The 18,575-nt window shown below is 65.8% G+C and carries 15 protein-coding genes and 4 tRNA genes; 12 read left to right on the plus strand and 7 right to left on the minus strand.

The annotated features are described in order from the left end of the window. Nucleotides 1-15: 15 nt before the first annotated feature. Nucleotides 16-2,193 carry an alpha-glucan family phosphorylase gene (gene glgP / locus AC36XV_RS00205; protein WP_492201666.1) on the plus strand — a complete coding sequence of 726 codons (2,178 nt, stop codon included), beginning with the start codon at nt 16-18 and terminating at the stop codon, nt 2,191-2,193. Here the strand turns inward: glgP and AC36XV_RS00210 are convergent. Further along, on the minus strand, nt 2,190-3,050 hold the full coding sequence (locus AC36XV_RS00210; protein ID WP_492201667.1) for an RNA methyltransferase: 861 nt from the start codon (nt 3,048-3,050) through the stop codon (nt 2,190-2,192). The genes glgP and AC36XV_RS00210 overlap by 4 nt on opposite strands. Next, nucleotides 3,047-3,307, minus strand: a complete 261-nt coding sequence (locus AC36XV_RS00215) for a zinc-ribbon domain-containing protein (RefSeq protein ID WP_492201668.1) — start codon at nt 3,305-3,307, stop codon at nt 3,047-3,049. The genes AC36XV_RS00210 and AC36XV_RS00215 overlap by 4 nt, the downstream gene beginning before the upstream one ends. Before the next feature lie 217 nt (nt 3,308-3,524). On the opposite strand from AC36XV_RS00215, the gene AC36XV_RS00220 reads away from it, so the two are divergent. From AC36XV_RS00220 to AC36XV_RS00240, 5 genes are all read left to right on the plus strand, one after another. Further along, nucleotides 3,525-4,256, plus strand: coding sequence for a VTT domain-containing protein (locus AC36XV_RS00220; RefSeq protein WP_492201669.1), 732 nt, complete (start codon nt 3,525-3,527; stop codon nt 4,254-4,256). Nucleotides 4,257-4,417: 161 nt separating this feature from the next. Beyond that, complete coding sequence (locus AC36XV_RS00225; RefSeq protein WP_492201670.1) at nt 4,418-5,425, plus strand: radical SAM protein; 1,008 nt, start codon at nt 4,418-4,420, stop codon at nt 5,423-5,425. 100 nt (nt 5,426-5,525) lie between these two features. After that, nucleotides 5,526-5,598: transfer RNA gene (locus AC36XV_RS00230), tRNA-Gly, on the plus strand. 95 nt (nt 5,599-5,693) lie between these two features. After that, nucleotides 5,694-5,767, plus strand: a tRNA-Val gene (locus tag AC36XV_RS00235). Nucleotides 5,768-5,898: 131 nt separating this feature from the next. Further along, a tRNA-Gly gene (locus AC36XV_RS00240) sits at nt 5,899-5,971 on the plus strand. 157 nt (nt 5,972-6,128) lie between these two features. Here the strand turns inward: AC36XV_RS00240 and AC36XV_RS00245 are convergent. After that, a complete protein-coding gene (locus AC36XV_RS00245) occupies nt 6,129-7,967 on the minus strand; it encodes a c-type cytochrome domain-containing protein (protein WP_492201671.1) in 1,839 nt (612 codons plus the stop codon). Nucleotides 7,968-8,164: 197 nt separating this feature from the next. Continuing rightward, on the minus strand, nt 8,165-8,725 hold the full coding sequence (locus tag AC36XV_RS00250; RefSeq protein WP_492201672.1) for a hypothetical protein: 561 nt from the start codon (nt 8,723-8,725) through the stop codon (nt 8,165-8,167). 291 nt (nt 8,726-9,016) lie between these two features. Here AC36XV_RS00250 and AC36XV_RS00255 point away from each other — a divergent pair, with 291 nt between their 5' ends. Continuing rightward, nucleotides 9,017-11,371, plus strand: a complete 2,355-nt coding sequence (locus tag AC36XV_RS00255) for an AfsR/SARP family transcriptional regulator (RefSeq protein WP_492201673.1) — start codon at nt 9,017-9,019, stop codon at nt 11,369-11,371. Nucleotides 11,372-11,459: 88 nt separating this feature from the next. On the opposite strand, the gene AC36XV_RS00260 is transcribed toward AC36XV_RS00255, so the two are convergent. Then, nucleotides 11,460-12,410 (minus strand): fibronectin type III domain-containing protein, encoded by a 951-nt coding sequence (locus tag AC36XV_RS00260; RefSeq protein ID WP_492201680.1) that lies wholly within the window; start codon nt 12,408-12,410, stop codon nt 11,460-11,462. A gap of 295 nt (nt 12,411-12,705) precedes the next feature. Here AC36XV_RS00260 and AC36XV_RS00265 point away from each other — a divergent pair. Beyond that, nucleotides 12,706-12,778 (plus strand) — tRNA-Gly (locus AC36XV_RS00265). Nucleotides 12,779-12,848: 70 nt separating this feature from the next. On the opposite strand, the gene AC36XV_RS00270 is transcribed toward AC36XV_RS00265, so the two are convergent. Then, nucleotides 12,849-13,427, minus strand: a complete 579-nt coding sequence (locus AC36XV_RS00270; protein WP_492201674.1) for an outer membrane beta-barrel protein — start codon at nt 13,425-13,427, stop codon at nt 12,849-12,851. A 448-nt stretch (nt 13,428-13,875) separates the two neighbouring features. Here AC36XV_RS00270 and AC36XV_RS00275 point away from each other — a divergent pair, with 448 nt between their 5' ends. The 4 genes from AC36XV_RS00275 to AC36XV_RS00290 are packed head-to-tail and all read left to right on the plus strand — an operon-like array spanning nt 13,876 to nt 17,490. Continuing rightward, a complete protein-coding gene (locus tag AC36XV_RS00275) occupies nt 13,876-14,565 on the plus strand; it encodes a sterol desaturase family protein (protein WP_492201675.1) in 690 nt (229 codons plus the stop codon). Continuing rightward, the gene (locus AC36XV_RS00280) at nt 14,558-15,757 is read left to right on the plus strand and encodes an endonuclease/exonuclease/phosphatase family protein (protein WP_492201676.1); all 1,200 of its coding nucleotides are present in this window, start codon (nt 14,558-14,560) and stop codon (nt 15,755-15,757) included. The genes AC36XV_RS00275 and AC36XV_RS00280 overlap by 8 nt, the downstream gene beginning before the upstream one ends. 18 nt (nt 15,758-15,775) lie before the next feature. Continuing rightward, on the plus strand, nt 15,776-17,107 hold the full coding sequence (locus AC36XV_RS00285) for an alkaline phosphatase (protein WP_492201677.1): 1,332 nt from the start codon (nt 15,776-15,778) through the stop codon (nt 17,105-17,107). Continuing rightward, nucleotides 17,104-17,490 (plus strand): DUF3307 domain-containing protein, encoded by a 387-nt coding sequence (locus AC36XV_RS00290; protein WP_492201678.1) that lies wholly within the window; start codon nt 17,104-17,106, stop codon nt 17,488-17,490. The genes AC36XV_RS00285 and AC36XV_RS00290 overlap by 4 nt, the downstream gene beginning before the upstream one ends. Nucleotides 17,491-17,502: 12 nt before the next feature. Here AC36XV_RS00290 and AC36XV_RS00295 read toward each other — a convergent pair. Then, nucleotides 17,503-18,575, minus strand: a 1,073-nt coding sequence (locus AC36XV_RS00295; RefSeq protein WP_492201679.1) for an FAD-dependent oxidoreductase, incomplete at its 5' end; no start/stop codon positions are given.

The following is an 18,575-nucleotide window of genomic DNA, read 5'->3' on the forward strand; positions in this document are numbered from 1 at the left end:
GAGAGCCAGAGGTGAATGAGCGACACGCCCGAAACACCGCTTCCCAAGCGCATCGAGCGCCTGGATCAACTCGCCAACAACCTCTGGTGGACGTGGCATCAGGACGCCCGGGGTCTGTTTCAGCGTCTCGATCCCACCCTGTGGGCCCTCTCCGGCAAGAACGCCGTCGATCTGTTGCGCCGGGTCGACCCCGATCGGCTCTCGGATGTCGCGCGAGATCCGGTGTTCCTGCGCGAGTACGATGCCGTCATCGCCGAGTTCGATGCGGTGCTGGAGCAGCGGCGAAGCTGGTACCGGGAGACGTACGGCGACCTGGCCTCGGGAGGGATTGCCTATTTCTGCGCCGAGTTCGGGGTGCACGCCTCGATCCCGATCTACTCGGGCGGCCTCGGGATCCTGGCCGGGGATCACTTCAAGGAAGCCAGCGACCTCGGAATCCCGCTCGTCGGCGTAGGTCTCTTCTACCAGAAGGGATACTTCCGCCAGCGGATGACCGAGGAGGGGCGGCAGCTGGCGATCGAGGAGCCGTTCGACCCGGACTCGATGGCGATCCGGAAGGTGTGGGGGAACGGCGAGGAGGGGACGCACGCCACGGTCACCCTGGACGGGCGAACGGTGCACCTCGGGCTCTGGGAGCTGCTCGTGGGGCGCTCGTCCATCTACCTGATGGACACCGACATCGACGCCAACCACCCCGAGGATCGGATGCTCTCCCACCAGCTGTACTCGGGAGACAACGAGATGCGGCTCCGGCAGGAGATCGTGCTCGGAATCGGTGGCGTCAGGGTGCTCCGGGCCCTCGACATCCATCCGGATGTGTGGCACGCCAACGAGGGACACGCCGCCTTCATGACGCTCGAACGCTTCCGGGAGTACGTGGAGTCGGGGCTCTCCTCGGAGGAGGCACGCGAGAAGGTCGCCGAAACGACCGTGTTCACCACGCATACGCCCGTGGCAGCCGGACACGACGCCTTCGCCCTCGACCGCATGGACCGCTACTTCAAGCACTACCTGGACCGGCTGGGACTCACCCGGGAGGAGCTCTTCGCGCTCGGCCGCCATCCGCACGACGACGGACGCTTCCACATGTCGACCCTGGCGATCCGCATGGCGGATTCCCGGAACGGAGTGGCCGAGCGGCATGGTGAGGTGGCGCGTCGCATGTGGCGGGCGATGTGGCCCGGGGCCCAGAGCGACGACGAGGTGCCGATCGGTCACGTGACGAATGGCATTCACGTGCCTTCCTGGGTGGCGCCACCGTTTCGCCGGCTGTACGACCGCTATCTGGGCCCCGACTGGGAACTTCAGCAGGATGACCCGGCCCTGTGGGAACGGGCATTGGATCTGCCCGATCACCTGGTGTGGCAGGCCCACAAGGAGTGCCGAGGCCGACTGTTCACCGAGCTGCGGATGCGCGCCCGGGAGCGGTGGACCGACGGGGAGTCCTCCCCGAGCCAGGTGGTGGCGGCGGGGACCCTTCTCGGCCCGAAGACCCTGACGATCGGCTTCGCCCGGCGATTCGCCACCTACAAGCGGGCCACGCTCCTGTTTCACGACGTGGAGCGGCTCCGGAGCCTTCTCCTCGATCCGTGGAGACCGGTCCAGATCGTGATGGCCGGAAAGGCCCACCCGGCGGATGCACCGGGGCAGGAGCTCCTCGCGGAGGTGTACCGGGCCGCGTCCGATCCCGCATTCGCGGGCCGGATCGCCTTCGTCGAGAACTACGAGATGAACGTCGCCCGCGAGCTGGTTTCGGGGGTGGATGTGTGGCTCAACACGCCGCGGCCGCCGATGGAAGCGAGCGGAACGAGCGGCCAGAAGGCCGCCATCAACGGGGTTCCGCACCTGTCCACGCTGGACGGCTGGTGGGCCGAGGGATTCACACGCCTGAACGGCTGGGCCATCGGCGAGGACCTGCATGGTGAGACCCCGCTGGACTGGGCGGCGGCGGATGCGGCCGATGCCGAGGCGCTGTATCGGCTGATCGAGGAGGAGGTGCGGCCGCTGTACTACGCTCGCGACGCGGACGGCGTGCCGAGGGGCTGGGTCCGCACGATGAAGCAGGCGATCCGCACGGGCGGCGCCCGGTTCACGGCGCGCCGGATGCTCAAGGACTACACGGAGCGATACTACGTGCCGGCGGCGCGTCGGGCAGCGGGAGAAGAGGCGGAGACGGAGCTGGCCGAGGTCTAGCTTCCGACCGACTGCCCGTCCTTCTTACGCTCGGAATTCCGGGCCTTCTGCTCCTTCGCGATCTCGTCGCGGATCCGCGCTTCGATCCGGGTCGCGAAGTGCACGATGCGCCAGGCCGTCGCCTCGAGCAGGCGGAGCTCGCGTCGGTCGGGATCGGAGCGCTTCAGGATCCTCCGATAGCTGCGCATCTTCGTCGTCGGCTCGACCCCCCGGAACATGCCGAGAGCGCTCATCGCCTGCTCCCAGACTCCGAAGAACTCCTCCATCTCGGCGGCCGTGGCGGGCGGGGCCTGGTCCCGCAGCTTTCCGGAGAGGTCCCGCTCGTCGAGTCCGTGGGAACGTCGCACGGCGAGCCGTACCTCGTAGAACAGGATCATGGCCGCGTGCGCGAGGTTCAGGCTCGGGTGTTCCGGGTTGGTCGGGATGCAGACGGCCTCGTGGCACCGGTCGAGGATCTCGTTCGGAAGACCCCGGTCCTCGCGTCCGAACACGAGGGCGATGTCCCCCTCGACGCTCCTCTCCACCAGCTGCTCCGCCGCCTCGGCGGGCTCGCTCCAGCTCTGCTGGCTCGCCCTTCGCCTGGCCGTCATGGCCACGACGCGGACCGAGTCGCCCACCGCCTCGTCGAAATCGTCGTGCAGCGTGATCGCGTCGACGATCTCTTGCGTGTCGTGCGCGATGCCCGTGATCCGATAGGCATCGAATAGGGCGGGGGATACGAGACGCAGGCGGGAGAGCCCCATGTTCTTCATCGCCCTCACGACGAGCGCGATGTTCACGAGATCCTGGGGCTCGTAGAGTACGACGACGAAGCGATCGAGGGTGGCGCGTCCAGCCATGGGGTCCGTCGGGATCACTCCTGCTCGGCTCGCTTGGACTCCAGCGCCGGCGACCCCTTGAACTTCCTGCCCTTTCGCGGCCGCAGCGCCGGGTAGCCCGTCTCGCCACACTCCGGACACGTCTCCGTGTACGCGCCGATGTCGGCTCCGCACACGGCGCAGCCGACGTTCGCCTCGCCGGCTTCGTACGAGAGGGCCCTTCCACACTTCTGGCACGTCTGGTCGTACGGTCCCAGCTCCGCGCCACACTCCGGACAGGCAGACACTTTGGTCACGAGCAACTCCTCACCACGGGTCAAAGGCTCGACGCGGAGGCGATTCATCAGGCATTCGGCCGACCTTCGGGGCCGTGTCCGGCGATCCGCGTCCGAGCTTCGCGCCAAGCTACGCATGCGGGCCCGCCTCGTGCCAGTACGCTCGGCCGGCCGCTGGCGCCGGGGTCGGACAGGAAATATCGTTGGCCGCCGCGCCGTGGGCGTCCAACGAGGAGGCATGCGCTTGAAGAACGGGGCAGGACCGCAGTCTTACACGTTCGCGGATGGCGTGAGGCGTCCGCACACCTACCAGAAGCTCGGCCCGAAGGTCTGGATCCTCGGCTCGATCATGGTGGTCACCGCCATCGTGACCCTGGTTCTCATCCTGCAGGAGTTCTCGTCCAACAGCTATCTGTATCTGCTGTTCTACGCGATTCCCGCCAACAGTGCGGTCTCGGTGTTTCCCCACGAGCCGGTGGTCATCTACTTCGGCTCGAACGGGAACATCTGGTACACGGCGATCGCGGCCAGCATCGGGACGCTGATCGCAGGCTGGCTGGACCACTCGGTGTTCGTGCCCGTCATGAACCTCCAGTCGCTGTCCGCCTACAAGGACAAGGCGTGGTACCAGAAGATCGCCCGGCTGTTCATGAAGTATCCCTTCTTCGTGATCGTGGTGACGGGCTTCACGCCGATTCCGTTCTTTCCCTTCAAGTTCCTAGCATTCTCCGTGCACTACCCGATGTGGAAGTACCTGAGCGCGCTGCTGGCGGGCCGCTTTCCGCGGTACGTGCTACTCGCCTGGCTCGGCAGCCTGTTCAAGATTCCGACCTGGGTGCTGTTCGCGTTCTTCGGCCTCGTGATTCTCATCTATGCCGTGAAGGCCGTGCCGAAAGCGGTGGACTACATTCGGACGACGCGCCGGGCGCGGGCGTCGTCGGCCGAGCCTTCCGATGAAGACGGAATGTAGAGGGCCGCATGGCGGCAAACCGCGGGGAACGATTGAGGTGACGCCGGGTTTCAGGCCACCGTGTGAGCGCCCCGCGCCGGGCACTCTCGCTTGTTCGACGCCCGGTCCAGGGCCAGATTGACACCTTTCATCATACGGGCAGTGACTCCAGGGGGACGTGCATGAACATATCCGGAGCCATGGCCGCCAGGATGCTGGCGCGTGGTTTTGCCAACAAACTCCAGAACAAGCCTCTGTCGATCTCGTTCGAGGTGACCCACAGCTGCACGGCCAACTGCTGGCACTGCAACTGGGGAGGCCCGATCAAGGAGACACGTCTCTCGGCCGACGAGTACGCGGCGATTCAGAAGGATCTGCGTCCCGTGGTGTCTCACGTCTCCGGTGGTGAGCCGCTGGCCCGGGGTGACGTGTACGAGATCGTGGAGAAGCTGGCCAATCCGGGGAAACTTCCGTTCATGATCGTCGTGAGCAACGCGTCGAACCTGAACGAGGAGAGATTCCGGAAGCTGCAGGCGGCCGGAATGGACCAGCTGTCGATCTCGCTCGACTTTCCGGACGAGCGGCACGACGAGTTCCGCCGGATCCCCGGCCTGTTCGACAAGATGTCGCGCACCCTCCCGGAGCTGGCCCGGAACTCGGAGAAGGACGACATCCTGCTGAACGTCTGCATCACGGCCTGGAACTACCAGGACCTGCCGGGGCTCGTGAAGCGCGCCAAGGAGTGGGGCCTTCCGATCAACTTCTCGGTGTACAGCCACCTTCGCGTGCAGGACCGTACGGGACTGGTGGATGGAAACGGCGGCCACGATCTCCTGGCGGAGAAGATCGAGGAAGTGATCGACCTCCGGAACCAGGGGTACCCGGTCTACACCTCGCCGCGCGTGCTGTGGAAGTTCCACCGGTTCATGACGGAAGGTGGATTCCCCGGGTGCCAGGCGGGTCGTCGGTTCCTGGTCATCAATCCCGACGGTCGGCTCACGCCCTGCGCGATGGTGATGGCGTACTTCGACAAGCAGGAGGACATGCTCGAGAAGTTCACCAAGCAGAACACCTGCGAGGCCTGTTACATTGCGACCCGGGCCAACACCGAGAAGACCTTCCGCGAGTTTCTCGAGGACAACGGTCCGATCCTCAAGAAGATGGTCCAGCCTTGGAAGTGGGGCAGCTGAGCCGTTCGGAATCAGCCCGATTTCGGTTGACGAAAGACCCGAATTCAGGTAGAATCTGCCGCGCACGGAGCCGCCCCCGGGTGGCTCCGTTTTTGACCTCGCGGGTGTAGCTCAGCTGGTAGAGCGCAACCTTGCCAAGGTTGAGGTCGCCGGTTCGAACCCGGTCACCCGCTCTGCAAGAGGGCAGAGAATGCAGGTAGACCGGGACTGAGCACGCGCAGCGTGCGAAGCCACCCGGTCACCCGCTTGCAGGAGGTCAGGAACACACGGGGCGGTAGCTCAGCTGGCTAGAGCGCTGCGTTCACATCGCAGAAGTCGGGGGTTCGAGTCCCTCCCGCCCCATTCGAGACGGATCTCTCCGCCGCGAGCGAGTCCTCGCTTCGCTGCGGAGGCTCGCTCTGGAGAGACCGCCCTCGAATGCAGGTGCGCGATGCGCAGCCCGGAGGTTCGCGCTGCGACAGGGTAGATGCATTGCGGGCGTAGCTCAGTTGGTAGAGCGTCAGCTTCCCAAGCTGAAGGTCGTGGGTTCGAGACCCATCGCCCGCTTGAAGGCCCCGGAGACGGGGCCTTCTTGCATCTCGGCGGTCGTGGGTACGTCCGCTCGTTTCACTCGCGGAATGTCTCGCCGCAGGCGGCTCGACGGCGAAACCCAGCGCCTGCCTCGAAGGCCCGGCAACGGGGCCCTTCTCGTTAGACGCCCGCTTCACCCCCCTGCTCCGCACCTGGGTTCCGGATGCCCTGGGTGCGGGTGGTCCGTGTTCCTGGCCCCCTCGAGGATCCACACCGGAAGAATGGTCTCGCCGAGCCACCTGCTTGGATATGTGCCGAAGCCCTCGACGTAGTAGTGGTCGGACAGGACCTGCGGAATCAGAATGCCCCCGGTCGGATCCCCCTCCACGATCAAGGGACCGTTCGAACTTCCACCCGTCGTGATCGCCTCGTAGCTGTCGAGCCGGATCCCGGCCGCCGCCCATTCCGCGCCGTGGCAGTTCGTGCAGTACATGCCCATGAACGATAGGATGTCGTCCGTGAACGAGGCGTTCTGAAACTCGACGCCCGTCATGGTGATGCTCGCCGAGCCCGTAGCCCCCTCGGAGTCGGTCACCGTAAGCGTGAGGACATGGGGCCCGAGCTCGATGCTCTCGATCCAACCTCCATACCCACATCCTGCCTCGGCCCAGCCATCCCACTCACCGCAGCCGGGGATTTCCCTTCCATCCAGATCCCATTTGAAACTCTCGTATGATAACTGGCCATCTTCCTTATCCCACGCCGAGCCCCCAAAATAGCTGCCCCGGCCCTCGTACAGTCTCAGTCCGTTGCAGGGCATCTCGATGCCAGCCCTCGGCGAGGTATTCGTCCCCGGATCCGCCGGCGTGTCTTCCAGCGCTCCAGCGTCGATCCACCAGGCGAGAATGTTCTTCGCCCACCAGCCGTCGAAGTTGACGTAAATGTCGCTCGGATCCCATCCCCACCAGCGATAGAGAAAGTCAGCCGGGTCGATCTGCTCGTGTCCCCATTCCAGCTGGTCGATCAGGGTGCCCTGCGTTGCGTCTCCGGGAAGGATCAGGGGCCCGCTGGCGCTCTCCCCGCCCGTGATCGCCTCGTAGCTGTCCAGGCCGATACCGCCGGCCGGGTTCGCCCCGGAATGGCAGCGCAGGCAGCCGAGCAGTGCGAGCATGGGTTGAATGTTCGCGGCGAACGAGACGGCGATATCGATGGTTACCGATGCCTCACCGTTCACGCCCCGTTCATCGGCGCAGACTAGGGTTACCACGTGCGAACCGGGCGAAATGAACTCGGGACCGGGCGGGCTCAGTTCGGGCCGAATCTGCAGACCTGAACCGACCAACCCCTCACCGGAAACGTACCATAGCGCCTCGACGTCGCCTGAGGGCTCATCGCCGGGCCGCTCGCACGTGCCGGCGAGGTTCATGTCCTCCGCCCAGAAGAACGTGCGTCCGTCCTCAGGCCCGAGGATGGTGGCCTTCGGAGGGTCGATGAGCGTGATCCCGACGCTGGAGGACCCCACGAAGCCCGATCGGTCCGTCCCCTGGAGCGTGATGACGTGCTCACCGCTCGAAAGATCGGTGCGCACGAACTCGTCGCCGGTCCCGATTTCGCCGTCGAGGTCGGACACCCAGACGAGCTGGGAGCCCGTCAGCAGCGAATCGTACTGGTCGACGGCGCGGCCATGGAAGTGCAAATCGCGCCCGGTCGCGTGGGTGGTTCCATTGCCGGGAAGGAGGATCCTCACGACCGGGTCCGAAGCTCGGATCTCGATCACGGTCGTGTCGCGATCCGAGCGTTCCGTATCGTCGGTCACGGTGAGGACGAACCAGTGCCGTCCGACGGCGACGTTCGTATAGACGGTGCGGCGGTCGGTTTCCGACCATCCGAACACGGGAGATCCGTCTTCCGTCCATTCCCAGCGGACGATCTGGCGGCTCCCGCGGATGCTGGCGGATGCGTCGAGAACCACGGGCTCGGACCCGTTTCCATCCCTGTCCCATAGCGTCTGATTGGATCCCGCGTTCGCCACGGGGGGCTCGTATTCGGGTTCGGCGACCGGCGCGGAGTCGCAGGTTGAGCACAACCAGATGACGGCTCCGTAAAGAATTGCCCTATATAACCTTTTCATGGGACCGCCTCCTTTCTCGAAACCACCGGGGGAGACGCGTCCGGACGGCCACGATCTCGGCACACGCGGACGCTGGGCGGCCGATCCCCCAGGGCTCTTCACTTCGACGAAACATCCGACGCGGTGTACCGGATCCAGCCAGCCCCATCGCTGACCCAGGTCGTGGCCGAGGTGTAATAGACCGCGGCACTCAATTCTCCCTCCGCGTGTTCGAAGCGCCCCGTGCCTCCGACGAGCACGTAGTCGAGATGCAGCGTCTGGGGGACGATTCCCGGGAGAACCCGGCCGCTGTACACCATGTGGATCTCATCGCCGTTCGCGGTCGTGAGCGTGGCCGCTCCTCCGGTGATGGCGCCTGAGGCCATATCCACGCAGTTGGTCTGCTGGATTTCGAAACGGCCTCCGTGCGTCGAAGTCCCGGTGCCGGGCGCAGCCATGAGGACCACGCCGGCCGCCTCGTTGCACCAGCCGATGACCTGCTGGTCGCCACTCGAGCGTTGCGCGATTCCATGAATGGGCAGGGCCGTCGAGCTGAGCTCCGCCATGCCCGGGACGGCGCTCTCGTCTTCCCTCGTGGAGATCGGATTCTCCGGCGCGGTCGAGTTCTCGCATGCGCTCACCGCTGCGAGCAGGGCGATGAAAGGAATGAGCTTTTTCATGTCGACCTCCGACGGCCTGGTGCCATGCGGGCCCGTCTGCCCGTAAGGGCGGAATCGGAGTCTCCTGGCGATGCAGGCTGAAAACGTTGCTCTGATCCTCTTGAACAGTGCTCTGCAGGCGTGGGCGCAGCGTGGGCTGGGCGTGAGCGCCGCCAGCCACGAGGACCCTGAACAAGTGGCGATTCGGGGAGATTCCGGTATCTTTGAACACTGGCCGGGACTGGCGTGACCCCTCCTGCACTCCTTCCTGCATCGCCGTGCGCCCATCCAGACCCTTGGCGAGACGGGCACATGTTTGAGTTTCGAACGCTCGGCACGATCGACTTGCGAGAGGGAGACAGACTCCTCCACGCACCGCTTCGGCATTCGAAACGGGTCGCGCTTCTCGCGTACCTGGCGGTTCCGAACCCGGTTCGCTCCCACAGGCGCGAGACTCTCGTCGCCCTCCTGTGGCCGGATCTCGACTCGCAGCACGGAAGAGCGATGCTGCGACACGAGCTGTACGAGTTGAGGCAGATCCTCGGACACGAGGCATTTCAGGGTGATGGGAGCGAGGTGGTCGGCGTGGATGGCGAGCGAATCTGGTGCGACGCTCGTGCTTTCGAGGTGGCGGTCGAGTCCGGACGCCTGACGCAGGCCATGGATCTGGTGCAGGGAGAGCTGCTTCCGGGGCTTCACGTCGATGGCGGCGAATTCGATCACTGGCTGGACGGAGCCCGGTCTCGGCTTACGCAGCGCGCATCCCTGGTCGCCGACCGAATCAGTGCTCGGGCTGAGAAGAACGGAGACCTGAGTGCCGCGATTCGCTGGGCACGGCGCTGGACGGAACTCGCGTGGCACGACGAGATGGCCTGGCGACGTCTGATGTCACTGCTGGACCGCACGGGCGATCGAGCGGGGGCGCTCTCGGTGTACGACTCTTTCGCGGCCCGCTTGCGCGAGACGTTCGACGTGGAGCCCGCACCCGAGACCCGAGCGCTGGTCGAGCGCATCCGGGGGCGCCAGGCCGTTCGCCCGAATGGCGATTCTGTCACCCGCGGTGACGATGGTGGTGGCATGGCCGCGACGGACGGCAACGGGTGGCTGCAGGATTCGGATCAGCCCGTCGTTCCGATCGTGATCGTGATCCGTCCGACCGAAAACAGGACGGGCGATCCCTGCCACGAGATTCTGGGGAAGCGACTCACGGACAGACTCTCTGGCGGAATCTCGGAGCTCGACTACGTCGAAGTGGTCGTTGGCGCCACGGTGCCCTGGGCGACCGCGATCGTCTCGGCTCACCTGGAGAGCACTGCGGCTGGGCTGGAGGCACGGACGCGATTGACGGAAGCCGGCGAAGGGGGAAGGCTGCTGGCGGTGCACGATCCCGTGGCTCTCCCGGACGATCCCTCCGAGGAGACCCTCGATCGGGTCGTCGCGAGGGTGATGGCCTCGGTCGCGGCGCACCTCGATCCACGCGTTCCGATCGCGTTCGTCGGAGGGTCGCCGGTACGGACCCCGTCCTGGAAGGCATGGCTGGAGTTCCTTCAGGGATCCGAGGCCTTCGGCGCCTACCGGTTCGATGAGGCGGAGCGGAGACTCCGCCGGGCCAACGAGATCGATGCGGACTTCACCAAGGCCGGTATCTTCGCGGCCATCGCGCGGGCCTACTGCGGGGATCCGGCTGGAGCCGAGGTGCTGGCGACTGAGTCCCTGCGCACCGGAGCGGATACGGCATCGGAGTACGAGAGACACTTCGGCGCCTACTTCCTCGCGGACCTGCGAGGAGACCGCTCAGGGGCCTATCGAGCGACGCAGGAGATCATCAGGCTGACTTCCCACCCCGTTCTCCTCTTCCTCGCGGGTCGCGAGGCGTACAGGCTGCTGAGGCCGCGGGAGGCACTGCCCCTGCTCGAGCGCAGCGACCACGGTCAGGGGTGGTGGAGAAACTGGGTCGAAGTCTTCGAGGTGCAGGGCGGTGCGTACCACCTTCTCGGCGAGCATCACACGGAGCTCGAAGTCGTGCTGGGTGGCCGGACGCGTTTTCCCGAAGCGCTGGAGCCCATGCGGGCGGAGGTTCGGGCGCGGGCCGCACTCGGGGAGGCGAAGGCGGTCCTGGAGATCGTCGATGAGGCGATGAGCCTCCTGCCACGACTCGTCACTCCCGCCGACGTGGCCTGGACCGCTGCACAGGAACTCGAAGCACACGGTCACCCCGAGGCTGGATCCGAGGCGAGGCGTCTGGGTCTTGCCTGGCTCGCTTCCCGCGAAGGAGGGCCGGTGGAACGTTCCCTCGAGATTCGCCTTCTGATCGAATCGGGCGACCTGGAGGGTGCTGGCACCCGCCTGGCCGCGTTGACGCCCTTCGAGGACCTGGAGCCGCTGGGCATGGCGGGGCTACTGTCCGCGGTGACGGGGGATGAAGCGAGCGCGGATGCTGTCATCGAGCAGCTTCGTGCGCTGGAGAATCCCTACCTCAGCGGCCGCCACCTGCTGCTCGAGGCCGAGATTCAGTCGACGCTCGGGCGGCCCGCTATGGCCGTCGACGCGCTGCGTCGGGCACGGGCGGACGGACTGACGGCCGTAGTCGAGCTTCACGCCATGCCGGCGCTACGGCCACTCCGTTCCGAGCCGGAATTCGTCGCGTTCCTGCGGCCGCGCGGATAGGACGCCCCAGTTCTCGACTGCGACCCGGGAGAGGCCAGATGAAGTACTCCCTTGTCAGCGTCTGCATGAGCGTGACGGACCGCTTCGCTCAGTCGCGTTGGAGCTGCAACCCGATTCCGTCGACTATCCATGCCCAGATTCTGTCCGGTCCGTCAAAGCTGCCGAACCATGAGTAGTCGAATTCCCACTCGTCGAGAGCCAGCTCGAAGTCCTCGCCGATACTTGTGCCGGTGACACGGCCGGATGACTCCAGACCGGAAGCATCCAGAAACATCCAGGAACCGGCGATACTACCGTCCACCTCGACGAGGTCGAGCATCCACTCCACGCAGTTCTCGAAACAGAATCCACCGTGCCAGACTCCGGTCAGCGAATACTCGGGATCGAAGTCGACCGTGAACTCGCGCGTGCCGCTCTCGAGCTCCAGGCCTTCGTACTCGGCCACCACCCGGGCGGTGTAGGTCATACCGTCGAAGATCGGGAAGCCTCTCGCACAGAACGCGACATCCACAAAGGGATCGACGGGGTGTTCGAACGATGCGTCCTCCGTGGCTCCGGTCACGACAACGCGGTGGCCCTTGGCCGGTCCCGTGTCGGTCCATTCGACGGTCAGGCAAGTGGGGTCACGCATGGCCGAGAACCATGTCAGGACGGGGGGCTCGGGAATCTGGATCTCGAAACTCGCCGGGGCACTTTCCGCACGTCCGGCCTCGTTCACTGCCGCGACCACGACCTGGTACGATGCGCCCCACTTGAGGTCCGTGAACACCAGCTGAAACCACAGGCCGTTCAGCTCTTCGATCCGATCGGCCTCGAGCCCATCCAGGTTCGACAGCACGACATCCTGGGTCGAGGCCCGGTCACCGGGTGTCCATCGGATCCACGCTGTGTTGTTCTGCACCGTCACACCGACGTCGGTCGGCGAGGCAGGAGCGGATACGGCAGGCGGCTCAGGCGGCTCTGGCGGTTCGCCGCCCGTCGGGCTGGTGACCTCATCCCCGCCGCACCCTCCGGCGAGCGTCCAAGCGGCTATGGCCATGAGACCGATCCACGACTTCCGTCCGGAACGCACGACTCCCTCCCATGCTGGGCATTGCTGGTTCGTCGCTTCGGGGGGTGTGCGCACAGACCAACGTCGGGGGCCATTCCAATATACAGGATTCTACCGCGACCGCACGGACCGTAACGGGGCGCAACTGAGGACAATTCCGGGGTCCTGCCTGAGCGGTCGTCGTCTGCTCTGCAAGGCGGAGATGCAAGCGTCCCTCGGTTGCCTGGCTGCCGTCCTTGCCATGAGGCGGGGCGGTAGCGAGATTGCCGCCCCCTGATTCAATGCGGGCGTAGCTCAGTTGGCAGAGCGTCAGCCTTCCAAGCTGAAGGTCGCCGGTTCGACCCCGGTCGCCCGCTCTGATATGAACAAAGCCGCAGCGCTCGGAGCGCTGCGGCTTTGCTTGTCTACGGCTCTGAAAGGCTGGACTCAGTTGAAGGTGAGCCCGAGGCCGAACTGCAGGAAGTCGTACGTTGGATCGATCGTCGTGATCACCCAGTTGGCGAACGGAGTGAGGGCCAGGCTCCCGGACCGGTTCAGCACCAGGTCGTAGCCGAAGCCGAGGACGAAGCCCGCCCCCGTCTCGCTGTCGGACACGGTCAGGTTCTGATACGAAGCTGAGACCTCCGCCCACGCGAATCCCACCCCGCCGAGAACGAAGAAGTCTCCCGCGCCGGGATACCACAGCGCCTGGGCGCTGACGACGCCCAGAGTGAAGTCGGCGTCTCCGACGTCCCCGGTGTCGAGCTGCTTGTAGAAGCCGTTAGTCCCGCCAGCCAGGCGCAGGGAAGGCGACAGCGTCCCGCCCAGTCGGCCGTTACCGGAGAAGCCCCACTCGTCGTGGCTGCAGCCGCTCTCCAGACAGCCGAGCAGACCGGCCCCCAGGCCGAAGCCACCCCACAGACCGACCCGATTGTTCTCGCGAGGCGCCTCCTGCCCTGCGAGTTGGGCCGAAAAGAAGAACAAGCAAGCAGCGGCAGCTACCAGAATACTCGCGAATCGATTCATGGAGAGTCTCCTTCCAGTCGACGGCTCGAGTGCCAGAGACGGGACGCAAGCGCCCCGATTCCACAGGAACAGCTGCAACTCCAATGCCCCGGCGGCGATAGCGCACTTTCTGGAATGGCAAGGGCTCGTCCGGAAACAGTTATCGTGCTGTCCAGGTGTTACTTACGGCACCTGCCCTGCCTGAAGTCGACCGCCGACCCCGATCTCCGGCCGACTCATTCGGATCGCCCAAGGCAGATTGCGCTATCGCAGCCCGGTCTGATCGCCGCAGAATGCCACGGCCCGCTGAGAGGAGCGGAACCCGCAAACCGGCCTATAAACAGGGGGTGCGTCGTGCGGTGAGCGCCCTGAGTCCCGGGTACCTTCGGACCCTTTCAGCGAACCTCTGCGTGGACTAGTTTTCCGCGACTTGGAGGGAGCCCCAGCCACTCGATTCCCGAGGATCCTGATGGGCGAATTCTTCGTATCGAATCGTGACGAATCCGTCCGAATGTTCCGGAGCGACCTGCTCGAGAAGACCACCTTCGTGCGACCCTGGGTACCGCACCTGATCTACGTGCCGATCGTGGTCGCCCTTTTGTGGTTCAGTCCGCTCGGCGTCGGCGCCAGCGCGCTGTACTTCGCGGTCGGTCTCCTCATCTGGACGTTCCTCGAGTACCTGCTGCACCGCTTCGCGTTTCACGCTCCGGACGAGATCATGCGGGAGACCCACGAGATTTCCGCCGGTCTCGAGCTCAATGAGCCGGTGATTCCGGCACTGCCGACGCTTCGTCACGTCATTTACTTCATCTTCCACGGCGTCCACCACGAGTATCCGAGCGACTCGCTGCGACTCGTGATGCCGCCCATCGCCAGCATTCCGATGGGGATCGTGGCCTGGCTCATCTTCTCACTGGCGTTCGGAGACCGGGCGATGCCAGCGTTCGCCGGCCTGCTGGTGGGATACCTCATCTACGACACGACACACTACGTGGTGCATCACAAGTCCGTGCCGACTCCGTTCGGGAAGCTCCTGAAGCGGACGCACATGCGGCACCACTTCCTCGACCCGGATGAGGATTACGGAGTCAGCTCGCCCCTGTGGGACATCATCTTCGGGACCTATGGAGGGAAGAAGAAGACTGCCGTGCGTGCGTGACGTGCTGCGCAGGCCCCCGAACCTCAGGCTTCATTCCCTCGCCCAGGGGTTTGTCTTCCTCCTGTCCGCCTCCCTGGGTGGGTGCCGCTCTCCGGACGTCGATTCGACAATTCCGCCCACGATTCGTGTGGCCACGTTCAACATCCAGGAGCTGGACACCGGGGCCCTGACCTCCGTGGACGAAGCGGGAAGGGGTCTCGATCCGCAGGCGTCCGCGGCCGCCCGCATCGTCCAGGCCGTCCGTCCCGACATCCTCGTATTGAACGAGATCGACCTCGACTGGAGTCACCCGGACGATCTTTCTCTGAACGCCCGACGGTTCGCCGCCTCGTATCTGGCCGTGGGACCGGACTCGATCGATTACTCCTACGCCTACGCGGCGCCGAGCAACACGGGGCTCCTGTCCGGGCTGGATCTGGACGGAAACGGTACGGTAGCGACGGACGCGGATCGCGGAACGAGGGAGCACGGCGACGATTCGTACGGCTTCGGTACCTATCCGGGCCAATACGCCATGGCCGTGCTCTCCCGCCTTCCGATCGACTCGGCCGGTGTCCGGACCTTTCAGCGCTTCAAGTGGGCCGAACTTCCGGGCAACCACATGCCGCAAGGGCATTTCTCGGCGGAAGCCCGAGCCGTGTTCCGTCTCTCCAGCAAGTCCCACTGGGACGTGCCGGTGCCCATCGGTACCGACACCCTGCATCTGTGGGTCAGCCACCCCACGCCCCCGGTCTTCGATGGACCTGAAGACCGCAATGGCCGCCGCAACTTCGACGAGATCCGATTCTGGGTGCTGTACATGGATGGTGAAGAGCGGCTGGTGGATGATCAGGGCCGCGAAGGTGGGTATGCCTCGACGAGTCCCGTCGTGATCGCGGGCGACCTCAACGCGAGGCCCGCCGATCCGGAGGTCGTCTACGACGGACTATCGGCGATCGATCAGTTGTTGATGGATCCACGACTGCAGGACCCGGGTCCGAAGGGCGCGAGGACGGCGGTGTGGAACGAAGGGACCCGGGTCGATTACGTTCTTCCCAGCGCCGGCCTGAAGGTGACCTCGAGCGGCGTCTTCGACCCGGATCCGGCGGATGATCCGGAGGGGGCGCGACGAGTTGAAACCGCTTCGGACCACCGACTCGTGTGGGTGGACCTGGCCTGGCCGCCCGATAGCTCGCGAGCGGGACAACCGTAAACGGGAACGGAGCCCCCGATGTCCAGACCGCTTCGCTTTGTCATGGTACTGGTTGCCCTCCTGGCCGGGTTCGCGCTTTGGGCCGCACGCTCCCGACCCGCCGCGTCCGTCCCCGGAGGCGAAGGTGAAGGTGAGCTCGGCAGCGTGGTCTTCTTCCACCCGGATGGAATGGGCGTCAACACGTGGGGGGCGGTCCGCATGATGACCGTCGGGCCGGACGGTCGGCTCAACTGGGACCGGCTTCCGTACATGGCCGTGTACACGGGCCACATGAAGGACCGACTGACGTCGACCTCTCACGGCGGGGCGACCGTGCACGCCTACGGCGTCAAGGTACTGGCGGACAGCTACGGGATGGACGGCCGGGAGCCCCTTACGTCCGCCTCGGGCTTCCGCGGAAGCATCCTCGAGGAGGCGCAGGCCGCCGGGCTGCCGGTCGGCATGGTCAACAGCGGCACGATCACGGAGCCGGGCTCCGGGGTCTTCGCCGCCAGCTACCCCGAGCGGTACGCGCACCAGGAGATCGCCCGGCAGATCTTCGAGTCGGACGCCGAGGTGATCCTCGGCGGCGGTGAACAGTTCTTCCTTCCCGAGGGTACGGACGGCCTCTACGGTCCGGGCTCCCGCGAGGACGGACGGAATCTCATCGAGGAGGCCGAAGACCGCGGATACACGGTCGTCCGAACCCGAGAGGAACTGCTGTCGCTGCCGGATACGGTCACGAAGCTGCTGGGCCTGTTCGCCTACTACCATACCTTCAACGATCAGCCCGAAGAGTCCCTGCGGGAGAAGGGACTCCAGGCCTGGCCCGCCGAAGCGCCCACCATCGCCGAGATGACGGGGGCAGCCCTGGACGTGCTCTCGCGCAGCGGCCGGCGATTCTTCCTCGTGGCCGAGGAGGAAGGCACGGACAACATGGCGAACGCCAACAACGCCATGGGTGAGATCATCGCCGGCCAGCGGGCGGACGAGGCGATCGGAGTGATCCAGCGGTTCATCGACGAGCACCCGAATACCCTGATGATCATGGCGTCGGACAGCGACGCGGGAGGCATGCAGGTGTTCGGCGAGCCTCAGCCCGCGGACACCGCCGCCCACAGAGCCGCCAACGGCGCGCCCTTCGATGGGGTGGAGGGAACGGGAGGTCACCTGTTTCTCGCCCAGCCGGATGCGCAGGGCGTACGCCTGCCGTTCGTCATCACGTGGGCCCAGTATCACGACGTGAGCGGCGGGATCCTCATGCGTGCTGCCGGTCTCGGAGCCGAGCGGGTCCATGGGACGATGGACAACACCGAGCTCTACACCGTAATGTACTCGGTCCTTTTCGGTCCCTTGCCGGAGGAGCCATGAGCTCGCAGGCCGCGGTGCTGCTTTCCGTTCTCTTCCTGAGCCACTTCCTCGGCGACTTCACGCCACTGGCCACGGAGAGGATGCAGGAAGCAAAGCGGGCAGGCACGCCTCTCGGACCGATCGCCCTGCATGCCCTCGTGCATGCCGCTCTGGTGAGCCTCGCCGTCGCACTGGTCGCCCGCGCGGCGCCGATCCTCGTCCTGGCCGCGCTGGCGATCGAGTTCTGGACGCACTTCCTGCTCGACTGGTGGAAGGGGGTCATGAGCTCGCGCCGACCGGCACTCGGCGACCCGAGCCGCAGGCGCTTCTGGACGGCGCTCGGTCTGGACCAGCTCGCGCACGCGGTCGTGCTGGTGTGGATCGGCTGGTTGGTCCTGCTGTAGCGGAACGCTGCGTCAGGCGGTCGGCCGCGTGTCGGAGGGCCGGGTCACCTCCAGGAAGCCGCACGGGCACACTTCGACGCACTTTCCGCACTCCTCGCAGTGGTCGAGCGCGAGGGTGAAGTACATCCCCGGACCCACCTCTTCCAGCTTCGTGAAGCAGCCCGGGGTGCAGAACATCGAGCACTGCTCGCACCCGAAGCACGACCCGCAGGAGAAACACCGGCTCGCCTCCGCGAGGAACTCCTCCTCCGAGATCGTCCCCGCGACTTCCGCGGCGCCGTGGGCGATCCGTTCAATCCCGTCCAGCTTTGGAGCCCGGGTGGCTGAGGTCTCGGGCTTGTAATCGAGCATGACCTGACTCGCATCGATCACCGGTCGGCCGTCCATCCGGTGGTCGGCCCGGACCTCGCCCACCTCTCGACCGCTCAGCCGGGCATGAAGCTCCTCTGCGGCCCTGCGGCCCTGGACGATCGCGTTGCCCGCGATCCCGAGCCCGAGGGCATCGCCTCCGACGAGGATTCCATCCCCGTTCGGGCCCTGGCCTCCGGCCACGAGCCAGCTGCCGTCGTGATCGAGAGCCTCGAAGCCCTCGAGCACCGGCGCCTGCGACACGGCCGCGATGACCGAGTCGGCCGGAATGGCGTACTCGGAGCCGGGGATCGGGATCGGACGCCGGCGCCCGGACTCGTCGGGCTCGCCGAGCTCCATGCGGCAGGCGATCATCCGCTCCAGCGTTCCGTCTTCCGACCGCTCGAGACGCACCGGAGAGGACAACAGCACGAGCTCGATCCCCTCCTCCAGGGCGTCCTCCACCTCTTCCTCGATGGCGGGCATTTCGGCCCGGGAACGGCGGTACAGGAGGGTGACGCGGGCCCCGGTCCGGCGGGCCGTCCGGGCGGCGTCGATGGCCGTGTTTCCGCCTCCGACCACGACGACCTCGTTTCCCAGCTCCACCGCTTCGCCGCAGTTCACCCGCGCCAGGTAGTCCGTGCCCGTCCACACCGCGGGACCGTCTTCCCCCAGGATTCCGAGACCGCGTCCCATCTGCGCCCCGATGCCCAGGTACAGGGCGGTATGCCGGGAAC

The organism is Candidatus Benthicola sp. (genome assembly GCF_058719085.1).

Excerpts from the sequence above, each read along its gene's own strand:
- glgP (WP_492201666.1), top strand. The coding sequence starts at position 16 with ATGAGCGACACGCCCGAAACACCGCTTCCCAAGCGCATCGAGCGCCTG.
- AC36XV_RS00290 (WP_492201678.1), top strand. The coding sequence starts at position 17,104 with ATGAGCTCGCAGGCCGCGGTGCTGCTTTCCGTTCTCTTCCTGAGCCAC.
- AC36XV_RS00270 (WP_492201674.1), bottom strand. The coding sequence starts at position 13,427 with ATGAATCGATTCGCGAGTATTCTGGTAGCTGCCGCTGCTTGCTTGTTC.
- AC36XV_RS00225 (WP_492201670.1), top strand. The coding sequence starts at position 4,418 with ATGAACATATCCGGAGCCATGGCCGCCAGGATGCTGGCGCGTGGTTTT.
- AC36XV_RS00260 (WP_492201680.1), bottom strand. The coding sequence starts at position 12,410 with ATGGCCATAGCCGCTTGGACGCTCGCCGGAGGGTGCGGCGGGGATGAG.
- AC36XV_RS00220 (WP_492201669.1), top strand. The coding sequence starts at position 3,525 with ATGCGCTTGAAGAACGGGGCAGGACCGCAGTCTTACACGTTCGCGGAT.
- AC36XV_RS00255 (WP_492201673.1), top strand. The coding sequence starts at position 9,017 with ATGTTTGAGTTTCGAACGCTCGGCACGATCGACTTGCGAGAGGGAGAC.
- AC36XV_RS00285 (WP_492201677.1), top strand. The coding sequence starts at position 15,776 with ATGTCCAGACCGCTTCGCTTTGTCATGGTACTGGTTGCCCTCCTGGCC.
- AC36XV_RS00250 (WP_492201672.1), bottom strand. The coding sequence starts at position 8,725 with ATGAAAAAGCTCATTCCTTTCATCGCCCTGCTCGCAGCGGTGAGCGCA.
- AC36XV_RS00275 (WP_492201675.1), top strand. The coding sequence starts at position 13,876 with ATGGGCGAATTCTTCGTATCGAATCGTGACGAATCCGTCCGAATGTTC.